This is a genomic window from Bailinhaonella thermotolerans (assembly GCF_003594875.1).
GTDB classification, from domain to species: Bacteria; Actinomycetota; Actinomycetes; order Streptosporangiales; family Streptosporangiaceae; genus Bailinhaonella; species Bailinhaonella thermotolerans.
The window spans coordinates 121558-143706 of the sequence record NZ_QZEY01000001.1 but is presented as its reverse complement, the minus strand read 5'-3'; the positions used below and the strand labels follow the sequence as shown (position 1 = coordinate 143706).

Genomic DNA, 22149 nt, shown 5'->3' with positions numbered 1-22149 from the left:
GGTCAGGCACGGCTGGTCACGCACGGTTGGTCACGCACCGTTGGTCACAGCGTGTGACGATAACGGCGTGATCGGCGCGGCGGGAGGGCTCGCCGCGCCTGAGGAGAGGCGGGGCGGGGCCTGGGGCCGTCATGACCCGGCGGGGGCCGCCCTTGCCGGGTCTTTGCCGGAGGGGTGCGGCGCCGGGGGATTGACGCGCGGCGAGGCGGGACACCGGCGCGGCGGGACCGCGCGCGAGGACGCGGGGCGGCGGATGAGGACGCCCGTGGCGTACGGCGTGTCGCGGAAACCGGTGACATCTGCGCCGGTTGTCCGGATTGAGGGGCTGGCCACGTCCGTCCTAGCTGCGAAAACTTGGTATTTCCCCTGATAGCCCAGCGGTTGACATCTGCGCGGAGCTGGGTAGTTTGCTGCACAGTCCAGCACGGGACTGGCCGGTCGGCTGGCTTTGACGCTGTCGGATCCTGCGTCCGTGACGGAGCGTGACTTCGTCCGTACAGCCAGACGCAGGGCCGATACGCGCTCAGGTCAGGGCACCCCGACCGGGCGGGGGGTTGGACCCGGAAGGGCCCGGACATCCAGTAGACAACGGAATCGCGCGCTCGCCGCCGACGAGACGGATCCGGTCCGAAGGGTCGTCCGGGCCCTCTTCCGCTTTGGCCTATTCTGCTCCCCGGGCTGATCTACGCTGTATCCGTCCGGCCTCCCCGCCACGGCTCTCGCCCCCCTGCTGGTTGGGGGACCCCTCCGGGGGCGGTAGCGTTCCGGCAGACACCCCACGGCGCCTTCGACGGCCGGGCGCCGAACGCAGCACGAGGAGAGTCCGCCGGTGGCGCAGGAGACGATGGCCCGCGAGGGCGGGCCCGGCGATCCCGCGGACGCGGGCGCGGCCGTGACGGGCGCGCCTCCGCCGTCGCGCGTCCGCCGCCTGCCGTGGCCGCGGATGCTCCTGGCGGCGGCCGGGGGAGTCCTGCTGTACCTCGCCTTCCCGCCCATCGACTGGTGGCCGCTGGCCCCGGCCGGCATCGCGCTGCTGACGCTGTCGCTGCGCGGCCTGCGCCCGCGCCGCGCCGCCTGGATCGGCATGCTGGGCGGGCTGGTCTTCTTCTTCCCGATGTTCCCCTGGACGCGTCCGATCGGCGAGGACGCCTGGGTGTTCCTGTCGGTCTTCGAGAGCCTGTACTTCCTGCTCCAGGGCATCGCCGTGGCCCTGGTGACGCGGCTGCGCTGCTGGCCGCCGTACGTCGCGGCCGTCTGGGTGCTCCAGGAGCTGGTGCGCGGCAACTGGCCCTACGACGGCTTCCCCTGGGCCCGCGTGGCGTTCAGCCAGACCGAGTCCCCCTACACCCCGTTCGCCGCGCTGGGCGGCGCACCCCTGGTCACCTTCGCCACCGCGCTCAGCGGCGCCCTCCTGGCCTGGGCGGCCGTACGGCTGGCGCCGGCGGTGACCGGCGCGCTGAGGGGCGCGAGGGGCGCGGAGGCCGCCGGGGACGCCGCGGGCGCCGGGAACGGCGCGCCGGAGGCCACCGCCGAGCCGGCGCGGCGGGCGGCCGGCACGCCGTACCGCTGGGCGGCGCTGGCGGTGCTCGGGGCCGTGGTGGTGCCCGCCCTGGCGGTCGCGGTGCCGCGCCCCGGCGCGCCGGGCAGGGAGCGCACGGTCAACATCGGCGTGATCCAGGGGAACGTTCCCGGCCACGGGATGTACTTCCTCGGCGACGAACCGGCGATCGTGCTGCGCAACCACGCGAACAAGACCCACGAGATGGCCGCCGCCGTGCGCGCGGGCAGGCTGCCCAGGCCGGACCTGGTGATCTGGCCGGAGAACTCCACCGACATCGACCCGTACAAGGACCGCGGCGCCTACGAGATCATCGACGCGGCCGTGCGCGACATCGGGGTGCCGGTGATGGTGGGCGCCGTCGTGCACCTGGACGACGGCGTGCACCGGCAGACCCGCAGCATCGTCTGGAACCCCGGGACCGGCCCGGGCCCGGTCTACAACAAGAAGAAGCTCGTGCCGTTCGGGGAGTTCGTGCCCATGCGCGCGCTCCTGGAGAAGATCTTCGAGCGGATCAGCCTGGTCGGCCGCGAGTCCCTGGCCGGGACGACCAGCGGCGCGATCCGGCAGGGGCCGGTGCTCATCGGCGCGGTCAACTGCTACGAGGTGGCCTTCGACGACGCGGTGCGCGACACCGTGCGCGACGGCGGAACCCCGCTGGCCGTCCAGACCAACAACGCCACGTATTCGTTCACCAGCCTGCCGCCGCAGCAGACGGCGATGTCCAAGCTGCGCGCGGTGGAGCACAACCGGGCGATCGTCACGGCGGCCACGACGGGCATCAGCGCCCTGGTGGACCCGGACGGCACCGTCCGCTGGCAGACGCGGGAGCGGGTGCCCGACATGCGGGTGGACTCGATCCCGGTCCGCACCGAGACCACGATCGCCACCCGCGTCGGGGCCGTCCCCGAGTGGGTGCTGACGCTGATTGGGGTAGGAGCAATAGTGTTCGCGGCACTTCGGTCACGCCGGGAGACGGCGGCGGGAGGGGCAGCCTGATGGGACACGCCACCGAGGTCGGCCGGGTGCTCGTCATCGTCCCGACCTACAACGAGCGCGAGAACCTGGAGCCGATCGTCGGCCGGGTCCGCGCCGCCGTCCCCGAGGCGCACGTGCTGGTCGCCGACGACAACAGCCCGGACGGCACGGGCGAGCTGGCCGACGCGATGGCCGAGGCCGACGACCACGTGCACGTGCTGCACCGGCCCGGCAAGCAGGGCCTGGGCGCGGCCTACATCGCCGGGTTCCGGTGGGGGCTGGCCGAGGGCTACGACGTGCTCGTGGAGATGGACGCCGACGGCTCCCACCCGCCGGAGCGGCTGCCGGCGATGCTGGAGCGCCTGGCGGCCGGGGCCGACCTGGTGATCGGCTCCCGCTGGGTGCGCGGCGGGCGGGTGGCCAACTGGCCGCTGCGCCGGGAGATCCTCTCGCGCGGCGCCAACACCTACGTCAAGCTGATGCTGGGCCTTCCGGTGCACGACGCCACCGCGGGCTTCCGGGCCTACCGGGCGGCGACGCTGGAGAAGATCGGCCTGGACGACGTGGAGTCCCAGGGGTACTGCTTCCAGGTGGACCTGACGCTGCGCACGGTGCGCAACGGCCTGCGCGTGGCGGAGGTGCCCATCACGTTCGTGGACCGGGTGCGCGGGGCGAGCAAGATGAGCGGCAACGTGGTCAAGGAGGCCCTGGTCCGGGTCACGGTCTGGGGCGTCACGGGGCTGCCGGCCCGGCTGGCCGCCGCGCGCCGCCCCCGCCGCTGAGCCGGGGCCGGGTCCTGAAGGGCCGCCCGGGCGGGCGGCCCGGGCGCGGAACGCCGCGGCGGTCCCGGGCGTTGGAGGTGACATGGGCATTCTGCTGTTCCTGGCCTTCCTCGTCGTGCCGGTGCTGGAGATCTGGATGATCATCCAGGTGGGCACCGTCATCGGCGGCTGGCAGACCGTGTTCGTGCTGCTGGCGATGAGCGTGCTGGGCTCCTGGCTCGTGCGCCGTGAGGGCCGCCGCGCCTGGCGGGCGCTGCAGGACGCGGTCTCCACCGGCGTGATGCCCGACCGGCAGCTCGTGGACGCCGGCATGGTCCTGGCCGGCGGCGTCCTCCTGCTGACCCCCGGCTTCCTGACCGACGTGGTCGGCATCCTGCTGGTGGTCCCGGCGACCCGCCCGCTCGTGCGCGGCCTGCTCCTGCGCGTCCTCAAGCGCCGCGTGCGCACCCTGGCCGAGCGCTCGCCGTACGCCTCGATGATGTTCCCCCCGGGCGCGCCCCAGGACCCCGGCGCCGCCCCCTGGCCCGGCGCCGGCCACGCCCCCGGCGGGACCGCGAGCCCGGGCCGGGGCCGTGTGGTCACCGGCGAGGTCGTCGACGACTAGATCGGGCCCGGCTGCATCGGGCCCGGCTGGATCGGGCCCGGCCCATTCGGTCGTTAGGGCCTGGTCTTTTCACCATGTCTTATTCGGGTCACCTGGCGTATTCCGCCCATTCATCTCACGCGGTCCCGCAGGTTTCACCGTTCGCGTCTGCCTCGGCACGGCGGGGCGGGGACCGGCCTCGCGTTCCTTCTGGCGGAGGAGCGAGAAGATCACACCGGGGTGTGATGACGGAGGGCGCGGCCTTTCCTAATTTTCATGGGAACTCGGGGCTTTCCTGATTCCCAGTGAAAAGAGGGCCTATGCCGGTCGTGCCCAACATTCCGGAACTGATGCATCGGACGCTTTTCCGTACGGTCTCCCTGCTCGCGCCCTCGCGGCAGGGGGAGATCCTGGGACGGTACTTCGACTGGTGGCACCGGAGCCCGGACCCCTGGCGGCTGTCCACCGACTCCTACGAGCGCGAGAAGTACGCGGCGACGCTGGCGGACCTGCCCGCCCGGCCGTACCGGGACATCGTCGAGGTGGGGTGCGCGGAGGGCGTGTTCACCCAGGCGCTGGCGGAGACGTTCCCCGAGGCGGAGATCACCGGGCTGGACATCTCCGGGCGGGCGCTGGCGCGGGCGCGGGCGCGGGTCAGGGAGGAGCGCGTGCGGTTCGTGCGCGCCAACATCCTCACGCACCGGGCGGACCGCCGCTTCGACCTGGCGTTCTGCGCCGAGACGCTGTACTACCTGGGCCGTGAGGAACGGCTGCGGCGCGCGTCGGACCGGCTGGGGGACCTGCTCGCGCCCGGCGGGGTGCTCGTGGCCGTGCACCCGTGGCCCGAGGCCGGGCGGCTGCACCGCTACCTGGACGCCCGCGCGGGCCTGACGCGGCTGAGCGAGCGCGTGCACCGGAACCCCCAGCGCCCGTTCACCGTCGCCGTCTACCGCGCCTGAGCCGGAGAGGGGCACGGCGCGGCGCCGTACCCCTCCGGACGCGCGAAAGCCGGACGCCCCGCACCCTGGCAGGGTGCGGGGCGTCCGGCCGCGTCGTCGCGAGAGGATCGCGAGGAGGGCCGCCCGCCGGGCGCTGGGCGCCCGCGGACGAGGGTCAGGCGCTCTTGCGGCGCTGAGCGCGCAGGATCGCCAGGCGCTCGTTCAGGACCTCCTCCAGATCCTCGATGGAGCGGCGCTCCAGCAGCATGTCCCAGTGGGTGCGGGCCGGCTTGGCCTTCTTCTGCTGGGGCTGCTCACCGTCGATGCGCAGTGCCGTCGAGCCGCAGTTGCGGCACTCCCACGTGGCCGGGATCTCGGCCTCCGCGGAGAGCGGTACGCTGAACTGATGGCCCCTCGGGCAGGTGTAGTTGACCTCCTGGCGCGGGGCCAGGTCGGTGTTGCGGTCGTTCTCGTAGCTAGTAGCCCCGAGACGGGTGCCGCGCAGTGCTCGCTCGGCCATCGTTCAATGCCTCCCCAGGGTCCGTCTCCCACGGAGTCCAACGCTTGATACCGTGTGTGGATTCCCACCTGAGCAGTGATCCAATCGCGCGTCTTCGCACCTTCGTGCCGAGCGCGTGTTTCGAGCCCACTGACCAGGGCATACCGGGACATTTCCCCGGTTGCGTCATCTCCGCACGTAGCTGAACGCTTTTGCCGTCCCGCTATTCCCTCGCGTCCCCGCCCGCGCCCCCTCCCGGGGCCGGCTCCCGCGCCTCCCGCCGCGCCCGCTCCGCGTCTCCCGGCCGCTCCGGGGGGACGGCTCCCGGCCGCGCCTTCCCCGGCCCCGGCGGGGATCCCGGCCTCCCTTGGCGGGGATTCGCGAGCCGCCGTACGCCCGAAATCGGGGGCGGAATGGGGTTATGGGCGGCTAAAGTGCGCGCGTGGAGGATCTGGAGAGCCTGATCATCACGCGCCGGCTGCGCGTGCCGCTCGGCGGCGAGCCCGCGACCGGACCCGGCTGGGGGGAGACGGCGGCGCGGCAGCTCGACGCCGCCCTGCTGAGCGTGGGCTTCACCTGCTCGCCGCGGCTGCTCGAACGGCTGTCGCGCCTGCCCGGGCCGGCCGTGGTCGACCTGGGGGTGCGGGTGCTGTCGGCCGTGCGCCGCCTGGCCGGCGACCACGTCGAGCACAACGCCTACTTCATCGATTTCCCCGCGAACGTCCCGGACACGCCGGAGTTCTGGGCCGGGCTCATGCGGCGGGCGCTGGTGGTCCCGGAGCACCTGCCCCCGTCCCCGGTGCTCAACCTGCTGGAGCTGCCCGGGTACGGCCGCTACCAGCACTCCTACGCCGACCTGGTGGCCGCGCACGCCGAGCTGGTGCCGCTGGCGGGGGACCGGGTGACCGTGCTGGAGGCCGGCGGGACCCTGGCCGAGGAGGCGCGGGACCTGTACCTGTCGCTCGCGGGCGCCGAGACGCCGCTCGCGGCCGAGGACCTGGCGGCCCTGCGCGCCCTGGCCGCGGTCTGCGACGCCGAGCCCGAGCGGATCCCGGTGCGGGAGAACCGGGCGATCGTCAACGAGGCGCGGCTGGCCGCCGGCCGCCCGCTCCTCGTGGACACCGTGACCGACGTCCTCCGCCTGGCCTGCGCCTGCTCCGGCGGCGACGTCACCCTGGCCGCGCCCACCCGGTTCCGCTCGTTCCGCCGCGCCGAGCGCCGCGCCCTCCTGGCCGCCCTGGACGCCGTGGCCACCCCGGCCAAGCTCGGGGACGTGCCGCGCCACCGGGAGCCGTGGAAGCGGCTCGGGGAGCGGCTGCACCCCCACGAGCACCCCCGCTACCCCGGGGCCGCGGCCGTCTTCGCGGTCGCGCGGGGCGAGCGCCGCGCCCAGAGCCTGGACGCCCGCGTCGAGGAGGCGCTGGCGGCCCGCCGTACGGCCGACGCGGTGGCGCTGCTGGAGAACGCCCCGGGGGCGCTGCTGCGCCGCCTGGACCACCTGCTGCGCCTCGGCGACCCCCGGGCCGTCCTGGACGCCGCGGAGGGGGCCGCCGCGCGCGCCTCGGGCCGCGTGCTGCTGTCCCTGAGCGAGCACCTGCGGAACCGGCTCGCCCCCGAGGCCGGGCGGGTCTTCACCAACCGGTACGGCCGCGCCTGGGCCGGCCCCGACACGCGCCCGCCGCTGGAGGAGGACGTGGTGGCCCGCGCGGCGGAGATCCTGGACGCCGAGATCGCCCGCCGGCTGCCCGACCCCGGGCGGCTGGTCGTCGACCCGGCCGCGCTGGACGTGGCGCTGCCGCTGTCGGGCAAGGCGGTCGCCCCGGGGCTGGGCATGCTGCCGCGCGGGTCGCTGTCGGAGGTGGACGGGGAGCTGCTGCGGTTCTTCGTGCACTGGCGGCAGGCCCGGCGGCGCACCGACTACGACCTGTCGGCGCTGATGCTGGACGCCTCCTACGGCTCCCCGGAGCACGTCTCCTGGACCAACAACCGCACCGGCTTCGCCACCTACTCCGGCGACCTCACCGAGGCGCCCGAGGGCGCGTCGGAGTTCGTGGACATCCGCCTGGCCGCCGCCACCCGGCCGATCGTCATCCCGCAGGTGCACGTCTACGCCGGGGAACCGTTCGACGAGGCCGCCGAGGCGTTCTTCGGGTACATGACGCGCGACGCCGCCCAGGAGGGCCGCCCGTTCGAGCCGCGCACCGTGCGCGCCAAGTCCGACCTGCGCGGCTCCGGCCGGGTGGCGCTGCCGCTGGTGTTCCTGCGCGGCGAGGACGGCCGGTGGCGGGCGAAGTGGCTGCACCTGTACCTGAAGGGCCATCCGGGCTTCAACCGGGTCGAGGGGAACCGCGTCACGGCCTCCCTGCTGGTGCGCTCCATCGTCGAACGCGACTACCTGCGGGTCCGCGACCTGGTCCGGCTGCTGGAGCCGAAGGCCACGGCGGCGGGGCGCACCACCTACATCGGCCTGGACGTCCCCGCCGGCCTTCCGGACGGCGCCCGGATCTTCACCCCGGCGACCCTGCACGAGCTGATCCCCGCCTGATATCGTGACGGTCCGCGAGGCCATGGGAGGGCTTCCTTCTCACCCTGATCTGGTTCCAGTCCTCCCGCCTTCCTCGCGTCCGGCCGCCAGGCCATCCGGGGGCTTCCTCCTCACTCCTCCGGCGGTCTCCCGAGCGGGACCGCCGGCCTTCTTTCCCTAGCTCCCGGGCTCTCCTGGCGGCCCGGTCCCCTCCGGCGGAGGGGGCCGCCCGGCCGGGAGGCCATCCGGGTGCTTCCTTCTCACCTGGTTCGATTCCAGGTAGGCCCCCGTCGGGCCTACTGGCCGCAGCTCCCGGGCCCTCCTCCCGGCCGGGCACATCCCGCGAGCGAACCCCGTCCCGCGCCGCCCGCCCCGCCGAGGGAGCGGGCGGGAGCCGTACGGCGGCGCCCCGAGGCGGCCGGGCCGGAGGCGGCGGGGCCGGGAGGCGGCGGGGCCGGGTCAGAGACGGCCGGGGACGTCGTTGCCGGCGGCGCGGATGGCCTTGGGGAGGTCGAGGGCGGCGAGGATGACGAAGCCGAGGGCGAAGAAGACGAGGAGGGAGAGGATGGCCAGGCGGTAGCTGTCGGTGACCTGGAGGACGGTGCCGACCACCAGGGACCCGAGGAACGTGGCCCCCTTGTCGCTGATCTCGTAGAGGCTGAAGTACTCCGCCTCCCGGCCGCGCGGGATCACCTGGGAGAACATCGAGCGGGACAGGGCCTGGGTGCCGCCCATGACGATGGCGATCACGAAGCCCATGGCGAAGAACTGCCACGCCGCGCCCGCCTGGAGGAAGTAGGCGGCGGCGACGACCCCGGCCCAGCCCACCAGGGAGACGAGGACCACGCGCTTGGCGCCGTGCCTGCGGGCCAGCGCGCCCAGGAGCAGCGCGCCGCCGAAGGCGACGAACTGCACCATGAGGATGGCGGCGGCCAGGGTGTCCTGCGACAGGCCCAGCCCCTCGGTGGCGAAGACCGACGAGAAGTTGATCACGGTCTGGACGCCGTCGTTGTAGAGCAGGTAGGCCACCAGGAAGACCAGCGTCAGCGGATACAGCCGCAGGCCCGCGATCGTGCGGCCGAGCTGCCGGAAGCTGCCGCTCACCGCCCGCCCGACGCTCTCGGAGCGCACCACGTGGCCCCGGTTGGTCAGCCGCAGCATCGGGATCAGCGTGAACCCCGCCCACCACAGGCCCGCCGAGGCCAGCGCCAGCCGTACGGCCATGGCGGCGTCCAGGCCCAGGGAGGCGTGGAAGGTGAAGACGAGCAGGTTGGCCAGCAGGAGCAGCCCGCCGCCGAGGTAGCCGACGCCCCAGCCGCGCGCGGAGACCGTGTCGCGCTCGTCGGGCCCGGCCAGGTCGTTGAGGAACGAGTGGGAGATCACCTGGGCGGCGGCGAAGCCGACGGTGGCCACGACCAGGAGGGCGCCGCCCAGCAGGTAGGCGTCGCCGGTCACGAAGAACATCGCCAGGGTCGCGAAGGCGCCCAGGTAGGCGAACGCGCCGAGCAGTTCCTTCTTGCGGCCGGTGTGGTCGGCCAGCGCGCCCGCGATCGGCATGACCACGATCTGGGCGGCCGCGGCCGCGCCGATCACGTAGGTGAAGTACGCCGAGGGCCGGATGCCCAGGATGAGCCCGCCCCGGGCCTCGGCGGCGGCCTCGGCGATCCCCGTGAGGTAGGGGCCGAAGAAGACCGTGATGACGGTCGTGTAGAAGGCCGAGTTGGCCCAGTCGTAGAGGTACCAGGCGCGGCGTTCGCGCCGGAGCTCGGCCGAGGTCCCGCCCGGGGGGGAGGCGGTGGCGGTCACCTGTCGCTCACGTTCTCATGCCATTGGCCCCGCTTGCGCAGCACGTCGCGCAGGCCGGTGACGTTGTCGGTCATCACGCCGTCCACTCCCAGGTCGAGCAGGCGTTCCATCTGCCGGGTGTCGTTGATCGTCCAGACGTGCACGTGCATCCCGAGCGCGTGCGCGGTGCGCACGAACGCCCGGGTGGTCACCTTGAGCGCCCCGATCCCGGCCGGGACCTGGGCGCAGGGGATTCCGGCGCGGGCCAGCCGGGTCAGCAGCCCCCCGTAGCCGGAGGTGAAGGAGGCCATCCGCAGCGCGGCCACGCCCTGCGGCCCGAGGGAGGTGCACACCTCGCGGCCGATCGCCCGCCGCGCCTGCGCCAGCCGCCGCTCGGAGAAGGAGGTGACGCAGACGCGGTCGTAGGCGTTGGTCCGCCGCAGCGCCGCGGCCAGCGGCGCGATCGCGGGGAAGTCCTTGACGTCGATGTTGAACCGGATGTCGGGCCAGGTGCCGAGCAGGTCCTCCAGCAGGGGGATCGGCTCGTCGCCGCCGATACGGGCGCGGGAGACCTCGCGGTAGGGCAGTTCGGCGATGCGGCCGCGCCGGTCGGTGACGCGGTCCAGGGTGCGGTCGTGGAAGGCCACGAGCACGCCGTCGGCGGTGGCGTGGGCGTCGGTCTCCAGGTACCGGTAGCCGAGCGCGACGGCGTGCGCGAACGCCGACATCGTGTTCTCCCGGCCCTCGGCCGCGCCGCCGCGGTGCGCGAACGGGAGCGGTCCCGGGTGGTCGAGGAAGGCGAAGTGACGTGGCACGAGAGGAGTATGCCGGTTACGCCCCTCCGGCGTCACCCGCCGGATCGGGCATGTCCTGCCATTCCCTGCGGCGGGCCTCGGTCATGGCGACGGCGGCGGCGACGGAGACGTTGAGCGAGCCGACGCGGCCGATCTGCGGGATGTAGGCCACGGCGTCGGCGGCGGCCAGCAGCGCGGGGGAGCAGCCGTGGTCCTCGGCGCCCACCGCCAGGCACACGTCGCCGTCCAGCGGGGCCAGGTGCAGCGGCAGCGCGTCGGAGGTCAGCTCGACGGCCACGACGCGGTACCCCTCCTCGCGGGCGTCCTTGACCGCCTCGGTCACCGGCACGGGCGGCCGCCAGTCGACGAACCGGTCGCAGCCGAGCACGAGCTTCTGCGCCTTGGGGTGGGTGGGCTCGGTGGCGTTCCCGGCCAGCCAGACGGTCTCGACGCCGAGCGCGGCGGCCGTACGGAAGATCGAGCCGATGTTGAACGGCCCCGTGACCGACTCCAGGATCAGGGACAGCCGCCCCTCGGTGGCGCGCCTCCAGGAGCGGTTGAGCCGCTTGACGTCGGTGGGGCGGAGCTGCCTGCGCGGCTGCTTGGGCGTGGTCATGGGCGTGCGTCGACCTTCAGGATGCGGTAGGCGGAACGGGACGTGAGACGGGTGGCGGGCCAGCCCTGCTCGGTGAGCCACCGCTGCAGGGAGTCCGACCCCAGGTGCTTCTGTACGACGAGGTGGGCGGTGCCGCCGGGGGTCAGCCGGCCGAGCCAGGTCGCGAGCATCTCGTGCATCGCGGCCTTTCCGATGCGGATGGGCGGGTTCGACCAGATGGCCGCGAACCGGACCCCGGGGTCCATCTCGTCGGCCAGAAGTGACCTTACATTGTCAAGGCCGTTGGCCTCGGCGTTACGGCGGCACAGCTCCACCGACCGCTCGTTGACGTCCACCGCCCACACCCGGGCGCCGGGGGCGCGGGAGGCCATGGCGAGGGCGATCGGGCCGTACCCGCAGCCCAGGTCGAGCAGGTCGCCCTCTGCGGGCGGCGGCGGCACCGTCTCCAGCAGGATCCTGGTGCCCAGGTCGATCCTCTCCGGGGAGAAGACGCCGCGGTCGGTCTCCAGCCGCAGGTGCAGGTCGGGCAGCACGAGGTTGACCGTGCCCGGGTTGCTCGCGACCTGGGGCCGCCGCTCGAAGTAGTGCGCCACGGCCACCGACGCTACCAAGCGCCGCCCACCCCTCGATCCACCCGCTCGCCGCGACGGGCCGGGCGCGTACTGATCACCCGTGTGGCGGTCCCATGGGATCGCCGGCCAGGGCCCGGGCGCGGCGTGGACCTGGGTCCGCTCTCCCGCCCGGACCCCGCCGATGCCGTACGGCGCGGCGGGCCGTACGGCATCGGCGGGGGATCCGGCGGAGAGCGAGGCGCGCGGGACGGGCGCGTGAAAGCCTGCGGGGAGGATGTCGGGAACGGCCCGGCGGCCCGTCCCAGGAGCGAGCGCGGCCACGGCGGCCGTGCCGGAGCGAGGAGACCTGGCATGGCGATCCAGCGGATGGACAACGTCCTCATCGTCGTCGACGACATCGACGCCGTCATCGCGTTCTTCGTGGCTCTCGGCATGGAGCTGGAGGGCCGGATGCCGGTCGAGGGACGGTGGGTGGAGCGGGTCATCGGCCTCGACGGCGTCCGCCAGGAGGTCGCCATGCTGCGGGTCCCCGGCGGCCCCGGCCGCGTCGAGCTGGCGCGCTTCCACACCCCGCGGGCGATCGCCCCCGACCCGGCCGACGCCCCCGTCAACACCCTGGGCATCCGCCGCCTCATGTTCGCCGTCGACGACATCGAGGAGACGCTCGCCCGCGTCCGCCCCCACGGCGCCCACCTCATCGGCGAGGTGGCGCGCTACGAGGACGCCTTCCTCCTCTGCTACCTCCGCGCCCCCGACAACATCATCGTCGCCCTCTCCCAGCGACTCCCCTGACCCACCCGGGTCACGGGGCGGACGGGGGCGTCGTGGTCTCGCTGGGCCGGGGGCGGGTGCTGATGCGGAGGAGGGTGTCCACGGCCTGGGGGCGGGGGAGGGCGGCGGCCTGGTGGTGGGCCTGGGTGTAGGCGGGGTGGCCCAGGCGGTCGATCAGGGCGGCCGTGAGGGTGGTCAGCTCCGTGTCGCCGCGGTCGGGGGTGCCGCGGATGGCCTCGGCCAGGCCGAGGGCGGTGGCGGCGCCGCCGGGGTCGCCCTCCAGGTGCAGGAGGCGGGCCAGGAGCTGGGCGGCCAGGGGGAGGTCCATGTTCGCCTCGGCGGCGCGGGCGGCGCCGGGCAGCGCCTGGCGGGCGCGGGCGGCGTCGCCGGCGGTGAGGAGGTTCGCGGTCCTGGCGGGCAGCAGGAAGCCGGCGGCCGTCTCGGCGGGCAGGGACAGCTCGCGGGCGGTCCGCTCCAGGAGGTCGAGCTCGCGGTCGGCCCGCTCGATCCGGCCGCGGCGGCGGTGCAGCTCGGCCGCGCAGGCGTGGACCTGGATCTCCAGCAGGGGCAGGCCGCGGTCCCAGGCGGCCCGTTCCGCGATCCGCAGGTCGCGCTCGGCGCCCTCCAGATCGCCGGCGCGCATGCGCTCGGTGGCCAGCCCGAGCCGGGAGGAGATCTCCTCCTGCCAGGCGAGGCCGGCGCTGATGGAGATGGCGCGCAGGTAGTCGGCGACCGCCTCGTCGTGCCGGCCCTCGACGCCGTGGATCCACGCCGTGCCGTTCAGCGTCATCGCGGTCCACCACAGGTCGCCCGTCTCCTCGAACGCGCGCAGCGCCCGGGCCGCGGCGGCCGCGCCGGCCGCCCAGTCCCCGCGCGTGTGGGCGCGCAGCGTCTCGACCAGGTGGGTGTGCGCGATGGCCCAGGCGTCCCCGCCCGCCCGGATCCGGGCGATCTCCCGGTCGGCCAGGTCGTCCAGGCCGGCCAGGGAGGCCGCCGTCAGCGTCATGGTGACCAGGACCGGGTAGCGCGACAGGGCCCCCGTCCGCGCGCAGTCCTCGATAGCCGCCCGCAACCGATCGGCGTCCCCTCCGCCGTCGGCCAGCAGGTGGATCGTGGTGAACGCGGCCCTGGCCACGGGGGGCAGCGCGTCGCCGTACTCCAGCGTCCTGGCCACGTAGCCGTCGGCGCGGCCGTCGTAGCGCAGCGTGTCCCAGTACCAGTACAGCGGTCCCAGGATCCGCGCGGCGGCCCCGGGGTCGCCGTCGTCGAGGGCGGCCTGGAGGGCGTGCACGAGGTTGCCGTACTCGGACTCGAACAGCCGCAGCGACTCCACCTGCCGGTGCGAGCGCAGCAGCGGCTCGTGCCGCTCGGCCAGGCCGGCGTAGTGGCGGATGAGCCCGCGCCGTACGGCTTCGCGCTCCCCGGCGGAGCGGAGCGCCCCGGCCGCGTAGGCCCGGATGGACTCCAGCATCCGGTAGCCGTCGCCGGTCCGCTCCACGATGGACTTGTCGACCAGGGAGTCCAGCAGCGAGGCGACGTCCCCCGCCACAGCCCCCGGGGAGACGGCGTCGTCCCCCGCCGCGACCCCCGAGGACGCGGCGTCGTCCGAGCACACCGCCTCGATCGGGCCGGGCCCGGCGGGCGCGGGGAAGGCCGACATCCGGCGGGCGAGGGCGCGCTCCGGCTCGGTGAGCAGGTCCCAGCTCCAGTCGATGACCGCCCGCAGGGTCCGCTGCCGGGGCTCGGCCGCCCGGTTGCCGGTGCCGAGCAGCCGGAAGCGGTCGTCCAGCCGCCGGGAGAGCTCCCCGGCGTCCATCGCGCGCAGCCGCGCGGCGGCCAGTTCGAGGGCGAGCGGCAGCCCGTCCAGCCTGCGCACGACGTCCACCACCGGCCCGACCGTCGTCTCGTCCAGCGCGAAGCCGGGCCGTACGGCGGCCGCCCGGTCCAGGAAGAGCCGCACCGCGGCCGACCGCGCGGCGCGGCCGGGATCGGCGTGCGCCGGGGGCGGCGCGAGCGGGGCCAGCCGGCACAGCGCCTCACCCATGACCTCAAGCGGCTCCCTGCTCGTGGCCAGGATCGTCAGGTCCGGCAGGCGTTCGAGCAGGCGCCCGGCGAACTCGGCCGCCGCCGCGGAGATCTGCTCGCAGTTGTCCAGCACGAGCACGCCCTCGCCCCCGGCCAGCAGCGCGGCCGACCGCTCCAGCGGTGTCCCCGGCGGCGGGGCCCCGGCCGTGGCGATCGTGCCGAGCACCGCCTCGGCCAGTCCGGAGGGCGTGGACACCTCGCCCAGGCGGACGAACCAGACGCGGGCCCGCCGGTGGGCCCGGTGCCGGCTCGCCGCCTCCACCGCCAGGCGGGTCTTGCCGACGCCCCCGGGGCCGACGACGGTGACCAGCCGCGAGCTCTCCAGCAGGCGGCCGAGCAGGTCCAGCTCCTCGCGGCGGCCGACGAAGCCGGTCAGCGGCGCGGGCAGCCGTCCCGGCGCCGCCCGGGGGCGCTCCCCGGGCCCGGCCTGGCCGCGCAGGATCGCCAGGTGAGCCTCGCGCAGGTCCTCGGAGGGGTCGACGCCCAGCTCCTCGGCGAGCGTGCGCCGCACCTGGTCGTACAGGGCCAGCGCCTCGAACTGGCGGCCCGCGGCGTGCAGCGCCCGCATCCGCAGCGCGGCCAGGCGCTCGCGCAGCGGATGGGCGGCGGTCATCGCCTCCAGATCGGCCAGGATCTCGCCGTGCTCGCCCAGCAGCAGCTTGGCCTCGAACCGGTCCTCGGCCGCCGTGGCGCGCAGCTCGTGGAGGCGGGCGGCGGCCGTACCGGCGAAGGGGGCGTCGAGCACGTCGGCCAGCGCCTCGCCCCGCCACAGGGCCAGCGCCTCGCCCAGCAGCGCGGCGGCGCGCGCCTCGGCGCCGGCGGCCAGCTCGGCGCGGCCCCGCGCGGCCAGTTCCTCGAAGCGGCGGGCGTCCACGTCCTCGGCGCGCACGCGCAGCCGGTATCCGCCGGTGGTCAGCTCGACCGCGCCGGGCTCGCCCAGCGCGCGCCGCAGCCGGTAGACCAGCGCGTGCAGCGCCCTGGCGCTCTCCCGTGGCGGCCGGTCGCCCCACAGCCCGTCGATGAGCGGATCGGCGGGCACCACCGCGCCGGCGGCCAGGGCCAGCCTGGCCAGCAGCGCCCGCACGCGGGTCCCGCCGACCTCGATCGGCGCTCCGCCGTCGCCGAGGGCCCGGACCGGCCCCAGCACCTCGATCCGCATGCGCACCAGGCTAGAGGGACCCGTGGCGAACCGGCCCGGCCCGGCCTCTCACGAGGGGGAGATGCTCAGCAGCATGCTCAGGTCCATGGCCGGAGCGCTGTGGGTCAGCGCGCCGACGGAGACGGCGTCGACACCGGTCTCCGCGACGGCGCGCACGGCGTCCAAGGTGATCGTGCCCGAGGCCTCCAGCCTGACGCCGGAATCGGGGGCCAGCTCGCGCCGAAGCCGGACGGCTTCGGCGAGCTGCGGCACGGTCATGTTGTCGAGCATGATCCAGGACGGCTCGGCCCGCAGCGCCTCACGGACTTGGGCGAGCGTGGCCACCTCCACCTCGATGGCCACGGTCCTGCCCTCCGACGCCATGTTCTCCCGGACGCTGTCGATGGCGGCGGTGACGCCGCCGGCGGCCGCGATGTGGTTCTCCTTGAGGAGCACCATGGCGCCGAGGTCCAGCCGGTGATTGTGGCCGCCGCCCGCGGCGACCGCGTACTTGTCCAGCAACCGGAGTCCAGGGGCGGTCTTGCGGGTGTCCAGGACGCGGACCGGCAGATCGCGCACGGCGGCCACATACCGATCGGTGAGTGTGGCGATGCCGCAGAGCCTCTGGAGGAGGTTCAGCACCGTCCGCTCGCCGGTGATGATCTGGCGTGCCGGGCCCGATATCCTCGCCAGGACGTCGCCGGCCTCGAGCCGAGTGCCGTCGGGCACCGACTCGTCGATCCGGGTTGCGCCGCCCAACCGGGCGTAGACCTCGGCGGCCAGGGGCATCCCGGCGGCCAGGCCCGGTTGGCGGGTGACGATGACCGCCGTCGCCCATTGCCCCGGCGGGACGCTCCATCGGGTGGTGACGTCATCGGCGGCCGCGTCTTCGGAGAGCGCGAGCGTCACGACGTTGCGGGCTGCCATGTGGGGGAACTGCATGCGGCGTCCTTTCACGGCGTGCTGGTGGTACGGCCGGCGCCTCCCGCCGGCTCCTCGATCGGGCCGGTCCCGGGCGAGCGGCGGGCGAGGGCGAGGGCGGCCAGGGTCGTGATCGCCATCGCGGCGAGGCCGACCAGCGCCGCCGTGGTGTAGGCGGCATCGCTCGGGAAGAGGTGGCCGGTGTCGGTGCCCGCGGCCAGCACCAGGCCGCCGACGGCGCTGCCCAGGGAGTACCCGACGCTCCGGACGACATAGTTGAAGCTCATGGCGCTCGACGTCTCGCTCTTGGGCGTGACGGCCAGGATGACGCCGGGCATGGCGGCCGAGAAGCCGCCGACGCCGAAGCCCAGCACGCCCATGGCCACGAACAGTTCGGCCAGGTTCGACCGGGCCGCCGCGAAGAGGACGAATCCGCAACCGACGACGACGGCGCTGCCGGCCAGGAGGAAGGGCGCGTCGATCCGCGCCCGGGCCCGGGGCGTGAGCTTGCCCGCGACGAACCCCAGCACGGAGAACGGAACCAGGACCAGCCCGGCGACGAAGGTGGTCAGCCCGAAACCGTAGCCGGCGTCGCGCGGCGTCTGCGCGTAGCGGGTGATCAGCGTGAGCAGGAGGTACATGCCGATCCCGCCGACGAACATGGCGATGTTCGCTCCGGCGACCGCCGGGTGCCGCACCGCGCGGACATCGACCAGGGGTGTCCGGCTGCGCAGTTCGGAGACGGCCCAGACGCAGAGCAGGAGCACGGCGACGACGGCCAGGCCCGCCGCCGCGGCGAGGTGGTGGCTCCAGAGACTCGTCTCGCCCGCGAGGAGCAGGACGAGGGACAGGCCACCCGACAGGACGAGCGCGCTCGCGACGTTCACGTGAGCTGAGCGGCCTTGGGGCGCCGCGGGCATCGAGCGCCACGCGGTCAGCAGAGCGGCGGCGGCGACGAGCAGGCCCAGGCCGTAGGCGGCCCGCACCCCGCCGAGCTGGGCGAGCAGCCCGGCGAGCGGGTACCCGACGCTGGCCCCGATGATCGAGACCACCGAGATCAGGGCGATCGTGGCGGCGCCGCGCCTCTCGGGAAGATGGTCCCGGGCCACTCCCATCATCAGGGCCGTCAGACCGAGCCCGACGCCTTGGGCCGCCCGGCCGGCGAGCAGCCATGCGAACGGCAGCGGGAGCACCGTGAGCGCACTGCCGGCGACGACCACCGCCAGCGTGGCGAGGATCGTGGCCCGCCGGTGCGGGCCGGCCCCGAGCCGGCCGAGGACGGGTGTGGCGACGGCGCCGCTGAGCAGCGCGATGGTCAGCGTCCACTGCGCGCTGTCCAGTGAGACGTGGAACGTCGTCGCCACGCTGGTGATGAGGGGTGTGCCGAGGCTGGCGACCGCCGCCACGACGAGGGCGACGAACATCAGGGACGGGACCAGCAGCCTCGCCTCGGAGCGCTCCGGGGACGCGGCCACCCCTTCGTCGGAGTTGGCGGGCCTCCCGCCGGGCGAGTCTCCCGTCACGGCTTCGGCCCTTCCCGGTCTTGGCTTTCGAGCGCCGCCAGATGCAGCAGCGCCGGAAGGGCCGCCGTCAAGGCCTCGATCTCGTCGCCGGGGAGTCTGTCGATCAACCCCGCGTAGGCCTGGACGCCCGCCTGGCGCCGCTCCCGGACGTAGGACGCGCCGGCCTCGGTCAGGCACACCAGCGTGACCCGCTTGTCGGAGGTGTCGCTCCTCCGCTCGACCAGCCCGGATTCCTCCATCACCCGGACCAGGACGCTCATCGCGGGCTGGGTGACGCCCTCGATCACGGCCAACTCGGTGATCCGTCGCGGGCCGGTCCTGTCCAGGGTGGCCAGCGTGGCGGCGGACGTGAGGCTCATGTCCCGCGGAAGCCGCCTCACGGCCCTGGTGGCCAGTTCGTAGAGGGCTGACCCGATCGTGGTGGAAGCGCCGCTCGCGGCGTCTGGACGGCCCATGCGCATAGCATAAAGCATTTATATTAAGTCTTTATGCATCTCCCCTCCCGGACTCGGTCCCGCGTCCCGCGCCCAGCCCGGGAGGCCGGCTCGCCGAGCGTCCTTTCCGCTGGTCACGCTGCTTTCATGACCCGTGCGCGATTCGGGCGCAGGCGGGTGAGGACGCGCCGGTTCTCGAAGCCGGCGAGCGGTTCTGGAGGGCGGCGAGCGGTTCAGGGGGCCGCGGCGGGAGGGGGTGTGACGGTCACGCGGTAGGTGCCGGGGGCGATCTCGGCGGAGGCGGCCCGGATCCGGGGCGCCAGGGCGGGCGGCCAGGTGGTCTTCTCGTCCCAGACGATCTCGGCGAGGATCGCCGGGTCGGGGGGTTCCAGGCGAGACAGGTCCGCCCCCGAGACGTCGAGCGGGGCGGCGGCGAGGTCGCGGGCGAGCTCGGCGGCCAGGACGTGGGCGCGGTCCATGGCGCGGGTGATCTCCCGGACCTCGGCGCGGGCGCGGTCGATGCTCTGGACCAGCGGGCGGCTCTCGCCCAGCCCGGCCGCGACGTAGTGGTCGGGGTAGTCGGCCAGGGAGTAGGCGAGGCCGAGGGCGTGGGACAGCTCGCGCTGGGCCGACTGGACCGAGGCGGCGGCCTGCCGCAGGGTCGCGACGAGCTCCCCGGCGCGGGCGGCGGCCTGGCCGGGCAGGTCGGTGGGGGAGCGGTGCAGCGTGGTCGCGTGGGTGCGGTCGATGATCAGGCCGCCGATCAGGTCCTCGGCGGCGGCGTACAGGGTGGTCAGCGACTCGATGGCCGCCAGCGCCCCGGCGTGGACGCCGTGCCCGGCGAGCGCGGCGGCCAGTTCGCGGGCCCGGGCCAGGTCCCGGCCGAGGGCGCGCAGCATGAAGTGGGCCTGCACGCGGAGCCGCAGGCCGGGCGGTACGCCGTTGGCCGGCGCGCGTCCCGCCGCCCGCGCCCGCCGTACCCCCTCCCCGTCCCGCCGCGCGTGCCCGGCGTCGCGCCGCCCGGCGCCGAGGATCCGGTACGGCGGGGCGGGCCCGGCCGGGGGCGGTTCCTCGGGACGCCGCGGGCCCGGGGCGGCCGTGCGGCGGGCGGGGGCGGAGGCGTTCATCTCGTGCTCGCGGGCGGTGATCCACAGCCGCAGGAACTCGGCGGGGTCCGCGCCGAGGGCCTCCACGACCAGCTCCAGCGGGCCCCAGCGGGGGAGCTTGGCGCAGCGCAGCACGGCGTGGACGGTGGCATGGCTGATGCTCCCCGTCCGCCGGGCGAGTTCCCGCGTGCTCGGCTGCCCCCGCTCCAGGTGCAGCCGCGCGAGCCGGGCGCGGAGCACCTCGAGCGGGAGGGACGGCCGCGGCCCGGATCCGCTCATGATGACCCGAGCATGGCAGAGCGTCAGAAACTGTAAAGACCTGTCACGCGGCGGACCGCGCGGTGTCAGGACGCGGGCGGGAAGCGGGTGATCGCGTCCGGGATCGTCAGATGGCGGCCGGCGCCGTCATCGCCCCGATCCGCGGGCGCACCCTGAAGGTGCGCCGCCCAGAAGGGGCGGCGGCCCCGCGCGGGAGCACGAGACCGCGGGTGACGGGGTAGGTCGCGGCACGGGACGCCTCATGAGCCTGGCGGAACTCCTCATGGCCGTGGTGGCCGGGGTGATCACCGAGGCCGCCGTGCGCCTGCTGATCGCCCTGCGGCCCGCCGGAGACCGGCTCGGGCGGCGCTGGCGGGACCGTCGCCGCCGACGCGGAAATCATGGTGTACAACGTATACCTTCGAGGTGTACGTTGTACACCATGAGTACGACGGAGACGGCCGACCGCGTGGCCGACGCGGCGCGGGAGATCCTGGCGGCCGAGGGGAGCCGGGCCGTGACCATGCGGCGCGTGGCCGAGGCCGCGGGGATCACCGCGATGGCGATCTACAAGCACTACCCCAGCCGGGAGGCGCTGCTGGGGGAGGTGGCCGACCGGGCGTTCCGCGACCTGGGGCGGACCTGGGGGAGGCGGGACACGGCGGGGGACTGGCAGAGCCGCGCGCTGGGCCTGCTGGACGACTTCCTGGACTTCGCGCTCGGCAGCCCGCACCTGTACGCGTTCTTGATGACCGAACGGCGTGAGCGGGCCCGGCGCTTCCCCGAGGGCTTCCGGGAGTCGGGCTCCCCGGCCTACTCGCGCGTCGTGGCGGCGGTGGAGGAGGGGATGGCGGCGGGTCTGCTGCGCCGCGACGACCCGCTGGAGGTCGCCCTGGCGCTGACCGCGCCCGTCCAGGGCCTCGTGCAGCTCTACCTCGGCGGCCGGATGGGCCTGCCCGAGGCGGAGTTCCGCGCGCTGTGCCACCGTACGGCAGGAAGGGTTCTCGATGGCATCCGCGCTTGAGAAGCGAAGCGAGCGGGACGGACTGGACGGACTGGACGGACTGGACGGGCGCGGCGCGCCGGAAGGGGGGTCCCGGCGCGGGCGCCGCCGCCGGAGGTGGGCGTGGACGGCCGCGATCACGGCCGTGCTCGCCCTTCTGGCCGGGGCGGGGTCCGTCGCCTGGTACGGCAGCGACGAGGCGATCGCGGTCCGCCGCTGGGGCACGGGCGACGTGGTCGTGCTCGGGGTGGGCCCGGGCACGGTGACACTGCGGGACTCCCCGGCCACGCGCCGGCCCGGGCTGTACTGGCTGGAGTGGGGCGGGGCCTGGACCATGCTCGGCGAGGTCGTCTCGCGGGCCCCCGGCCGCGTCACCCGCACCATGATCAAGGGGGCGACCCCCTACGTGGGGGCCGCGGGCGGCCTGTCGGTCGCCCCGCCCGGTGACCCGCGGGTCGGCTGGGGCCTGGACTACACCGAGGTCACCGTCCCGACCGAGCTGGGGCCCGCCCCCGCCTGGCTGGTCCCCGGCCGGGGCGACACGTGGGTGATCGCCGTCCACGGGAAGAACGCCCACCGCAAGGCCGCGCAGAAGATCCTCTCCGTGGTCCACGACCTCGGCCTGCCGTTCCTCAACATCACCTACCGCAACGACCACGGGGCCCCGGCCTCACCCGACGGGCTCATCCACCTGGGCGACAGCGAGTGGCGCGACCTGGAGGCGGCGGTGCGCACCGCCCGCGGCATGGGCGCGCGCCGGGTGGTCCTGTACGCCCCGTCGATGGGCGGGGTGATCGCGGGGCAGTTCCTGGCCCGCTCGCCGCTGGCGTCCGACGTGAGCGGCCTGATCATGGACGCGTCCCCGCTCGACCTCGAACGCACCACGGCCTGGAACGTCACCCAGCGCAACCTGCCGGCCCCCGTCGCCTGGCTCGCCGACCGGATGACGGAGTGGCGCACCGGGATCGACCTGTCCCGCCTCAACGTCGTCAGGCATCCGCCCGCCGTGCGCCCGCCGACGCTGCTGGTGCACACCGACACCGACCCCCAGGCCCCGGTCGAGACGTCGAGGGAGCTCGCGGCGAGGTCCCGCGCCCTGAAGTGGCCCCTGCGTTACGAGGAGTTCCACGGCGGCGGCCACACCGAGGCGTGGAACGTCGACCGCGCCCGCTACGACCGCCTGGTCCGCGACTTCCTGTCCCCCCACGCCCCACCCCGAGACTGAACGGCACACCGATGGCGTCCCTTATTTGATCTACATCGTAAAGGACCGTCTCTCTT

Annotated in this window: 19 protein-coding genes; 8 read left to right on the top strand and 11 right to left on the bottom strand. The window is 74.7% G+C overall.

The genetic code is table 11. The features are described from left to right. Positions 1–829: 829 nt before the first annotated feature. From lnt to D5H75_RS00665, 4 genes are all read left to right on the top strand, one after another. Positions 830–2557, top strand: coding sequence for an apolipoprotein N-acyltransferase (lnt, locus tag D5H75_RS00680; RefSeq protein WP_242453918.1), 1728 nt, complete (start codon positions 830–832; stop codon positions 2555–2557). Further along, positions 2557–3318 carry a polyprenol monophosphomannose synthase gene (locus tag D5H75_RS00675; RefSeq protein WP_119924342.1) on the top strand — a complete coding sequence of 254 codons (762 nt, stop codon included), beginning with the start codon at positions 2557–2559 and terminating at the stop codon, positions 3316–3318. Before lnt ends, D5H75_RS00675 begins: the two co-directional genes overlap by 1 nt. 82 nt (positions 3319–3400) lie before the next feature. Next, on the top strand, positions 3401–3922 hold the full coding sequence (locus D5H75_RS00670) for an FxsA family protein (protein ID WP_119924341.1): 522 nt from the start codon (positions 3401–3403) through the stop codon (positions 3920–3922). A 329-nt stretch (positions 3923–4251) separates the two neighbouring features. Beyond that, complete coding sequence (locus tag D5H75_RS00665) at positions 4252–4860, top strand: class I SAM-dependent methyltransferase (RefSeq protein WP_202637698.1); 609 nt, start codon at positions 4252–4254, stop codon at positions 4858–4860. A gap of 154 nt (positions 4861–5014) precedes the next feature. Here D5H75_RS00665 and D5H75_RS00660 read toward each other — a convergent pair whose 3' ends face one another. Next, positions 5015–5359 carry an RNA polymerase-binding protein RbpA gene (locus D5H75_RS00660; RefSeq protein WP_119924339.1) on the bottom strand — a complete coding sequence of 115 codons (345 nt, stop codon included), beginning with the start codon at positions 5357–5359 and terminating at the stop codon, positions 5015–5017. 421 nt (positions 5360–5780) lie between these two features. Between D5H75_RS00660 and D5H75_RS00655 the strand changes: the two genes are divergently transcribed. Next, a complete protein-coding gene (locus D5H75_RS00655; protein WP_119924338.1) occupies positions 5781–7883 on the top strand; it encodes a TerD family protein in 2103 nt (700 codons plus the stop codon). Between the two features lie 438 nt (positions 7884–8321). On the opposite strand, the gene D5H75_RS00650 is transcribed toward D5H75_RS00655, so the two are convergent. From D5H75_RS00650 to D5H75_RS00635, 4 genes are read right to left on the bottom strand one after another with little or no spacing between them, the layout of a single operon-like run. Further along, the gene (locus D5H75_RS00650) at positions 8322–9668 is read right to left on the bottom strand and encodes an MFS transporter (protein ID WP_119924337.1); all 1347 of its coding nucleotides are present in this window, start codon (positions 9666–9668) and stop codon (positions 8322–8324) included. Continuing rightward, positions 9665–10462 (bottom strand): glycerophosphodiester phosphodiesterase family protein, encoded by a 798-nt coding sequence (locus D5H75_RS00645; protein WP_119924336.1) that lies wholly within the window; start codon positions 10460–10462, stop codon positions 9665–9667. Before D5H75_RS00645 ends, D5H75_RS00650 begins: the two co-directional genes overlap by 4 nt. Before the next feature lie 16 nt (positions 10463–10478). Next, entirely contained in the window at positions 10479–11057 is a 579-nt protein-coding gene (locus tag D5H75_RS00640) for a TrmH family RNA methyltransferase (RefSeq protein WP_119924335.1), read from the bottom strand. Beyond that, the gene (locus tag D5H75_RS00635) at positions 11054–11650 is read right to left on the bottom strand and encodes a class I SAM-dependent methyltransferase (protein ID WP_119925141.1); all 597 of its coding nucleotides are present in this window, start codon (positions 11648–11650) and stop codon (positions 11054–11056) included. The genes D5H75_RS00640 and D5H75_RS00635 overlap by 4 nt, the downstream gene beginning before the upstream one ends. Before the next feature lie 330 nt (positions 11651–11980). Between D5H75_RS00635 and D5H75_RS00630 the strand changes: the two genes are divergently transcribed. After that, on the top strand, positions 11981–12421 hold the full coding sequence (locus D5H75_RS00630; RefSeq protein WP_119924334.1) for a VOC family protein: 441 nt from the start codon (positions 11981–11983) through the stop codon (positions 12419–12421). A 10-nt stretch (positions 12422–12431) separates the two neighbouring features. On the opposite strand, the gene D5H75_RS00625 is transcribed toward D5H75_RS00630, so the two are convergent. The 6 genes from D5H75_RS00625 to D5H75_RS00600 form a co-directional block, all read right to left on the bottom strand. After that, a complete protein-coding gene (locus D5H75_RS00625) occupies positions 12432–15644 on the bottom strand; it encodes an AfsR/SARP family transcriptional regulator (RefSeq protein ID WP_119924333.1) in 3213 nt (1070 codons plus the stop codon). 48 nt (positions 15645–15692) lie between these two features. Continuing rightward, positions 15693–16565, bottom strand: coding sequence for a carboxylating nicotinate-nucleotide diphosphorylase (gene nadC, locus D5H75_RS00620; protein ID WP_202637697.1), 873 nt, complete (start codon positions 16563–16565; stop codon positions 15693–15695). A gap of 11 nt (positions 16566–16576) precedes the next feature. Beyond that, a complete protein-coding gene (locus D5H75_RS00615) occupies positions 16577–18067 on the bottom strand; it encodes an MFS transporter (protein WP_202637696.1) in 1491 nt (496 codons plus the stop codon). Beyond that, positions 18064–18522 carry a MarR family winged helix-turn-helix transcriptional regulator gene (locus D5H75_RS00610; protein ID WP_242453917.1) on the bottom strand — a complete coding sequence of 153 codons (459 nt, stop codon included), beginning with the start codon at positions 18520–18522 and terminating at the stop codon, positions 18064–18066. Before D5H75_RS00610 ends, D5H75_RS00615 begins: the two co-directional genes overlap by 4 nt. A 212-nt stretch (positions 18523–18734) precedes the next feature. Continuing rightward, positions 18735–19886 carry a hypothetical protein gene (locus tag D5H75_RS00605; RefSeq protein WP_147425024.1) on the bottom strand — a complete coding sequence of 384 codons (1152 nt, stop codon included), beginning with the start codon at positions 19884–19886 and terminating at the stop codon, positions 18735–18737. A gap of 106 nt (positions 19887–19992) precedes the next feature. After that, positions 19993–20268: a hypothetical protein gene (locus D5H75_RS00600; protein ID WP_147425023.1), complete on the bottom strand. Its 276-nt coding sequence runs from the start codon at positions 20266–20268 to the stop codon at positions 19993–19995. Positions 20269–20307: 39 nt separating this feature from the next. Here D5H75_RS00600 and D5H75_RS00595 point away from each other — a divergent pair, with 39 nt between their 5' ends. Continuing rightward, the gene (locus tag D5H75_RS00595) at positions 20308–20889 is read left to right on the top strand and encodes a TetR/AcrR family transcriptional regulator (protein ID WP_119925137.1); all 582 of its coding nucleotides are present in this window, start codon (positions 20308–20310) and stop codon (positions 20887–20889) included. Beyond that, positions 20873–22093 (top strand): alpha/beta hydrolase family protein, encoded by a 1221-nt coding sequence (locus D5H75_RS00590; RefSeq protein ID WP_202637695.1) that lies wholly within the window; start codon positions 20873–20875, stop codon positions 22091–22093. Before D5H75_RS00595 ends, D5H75_RS00590 begins: the two co-directional genes overlap by 17 nt. The last annotated feature ends 56 nt before the right edge of the window (positions 22094–22149 follow it).

What these genes read in the sequence shown, in the direction of transcription:
- D5H75_RS00605 (WP_147425024.1), bottom strand. Translation starts at nt 19,886, where the DNA reads ATGAGCGGATCCGGGCCGCGGCCGTCCCTCCCGCTCGAGGTGCTCCGC.
- D5H75_RS00600 (WP_147425023.1), bottom strand. Translation starts at nt 20,268, where the DNA reads ATGATTTCCGCGTCGGCGGCGACGGTCCCGCCAGCGCCGCCCGAGCCG.
- D5H75_RS00660 (WP_119924339.1), bottom strand. Translation starts at nt 5,359, where the DNA reads ATGGCCGAGCGAGCACTGCGCGGCACCCGTCTCGGGGCTACTAGCTAC.
- D5H75_RS00630 (WP_119924334.1), top strand. Translation starts at nt 11,981, where the DNA reads ATGGCGATCCAGCGGATGGACAACGTCCTCATCGTCGTCGACGACATC.
- D5H75_RS00670 (WP_119924341.1), top strand. Translation starts at nt 3,401, where the DNA reads ATGGGCATTCTGCTGTTCCTGGCCTTCCTCGTCGTGCCGGTGCTGGAG.
- D5H75_RS00610 (WP_242453917.1), bottom strand. Translation starts at nt 18,522, where the DNA reads ATGGGCCGTCCAGACGCCGCGAGCGGCGCTTCCACCACGATCGGGTCA.
- D5H75_RS00675 (WP_119924342.1), top strand. Translation starts at nt 2,557, where the DNA reads ATGGGACACGCCACCGAGGTCGGCCGGGTGCTCGTCATCGTCCCGACC.
- D5H75_RS00590 (WP_202637695.1), top strand. Translation starts at nt 20,873, where the DNA reads ATGGCATCCGCGCTTGAGAAGCGAAGCGAGCGGGACGGACTGGACGGA.
- nadC (WP_202637697.1), bottom strand. Translation starts at nt 16,565, where the DNA reads ATGCAGTTCCCCCACATGGCAGCCCGCAACGTCGTGACGCTCGCGCTC.
- D5H75_RS00595 (WP_119925137.1), top strand. Translation starts at nt 20,308, where the DNA reads ATGAGTACGACGGAGACGGCCGACCGCGTGGCCGACGCGGCGCGGGAG.
- D5H75_RS00625 (WP_119924333.1), bottom strand. Translation starts at nt 15,644, where the DNA reads ATGCGGATCGAGGTGCTGGGGCCGGTCCGGGCCCTCGGCGACGGCGGA.
- D5H75_RS00665 (WP_202637698.1), top strand. Translation starts at nt 4,252, where the DNA reads ATGCATCGGACGCTTTTCCGTACGGTCTCCCTGCTCGCGCCCTCGCGG.
- D5H75_RS00640 (WP_119924335.1), bottom strand. Translation starts at nt 11,057, where the DNA reads ATGACCACGCCCAAGCAGCCGCGCAGGCAGCTCCGCCCCACCGACGTC.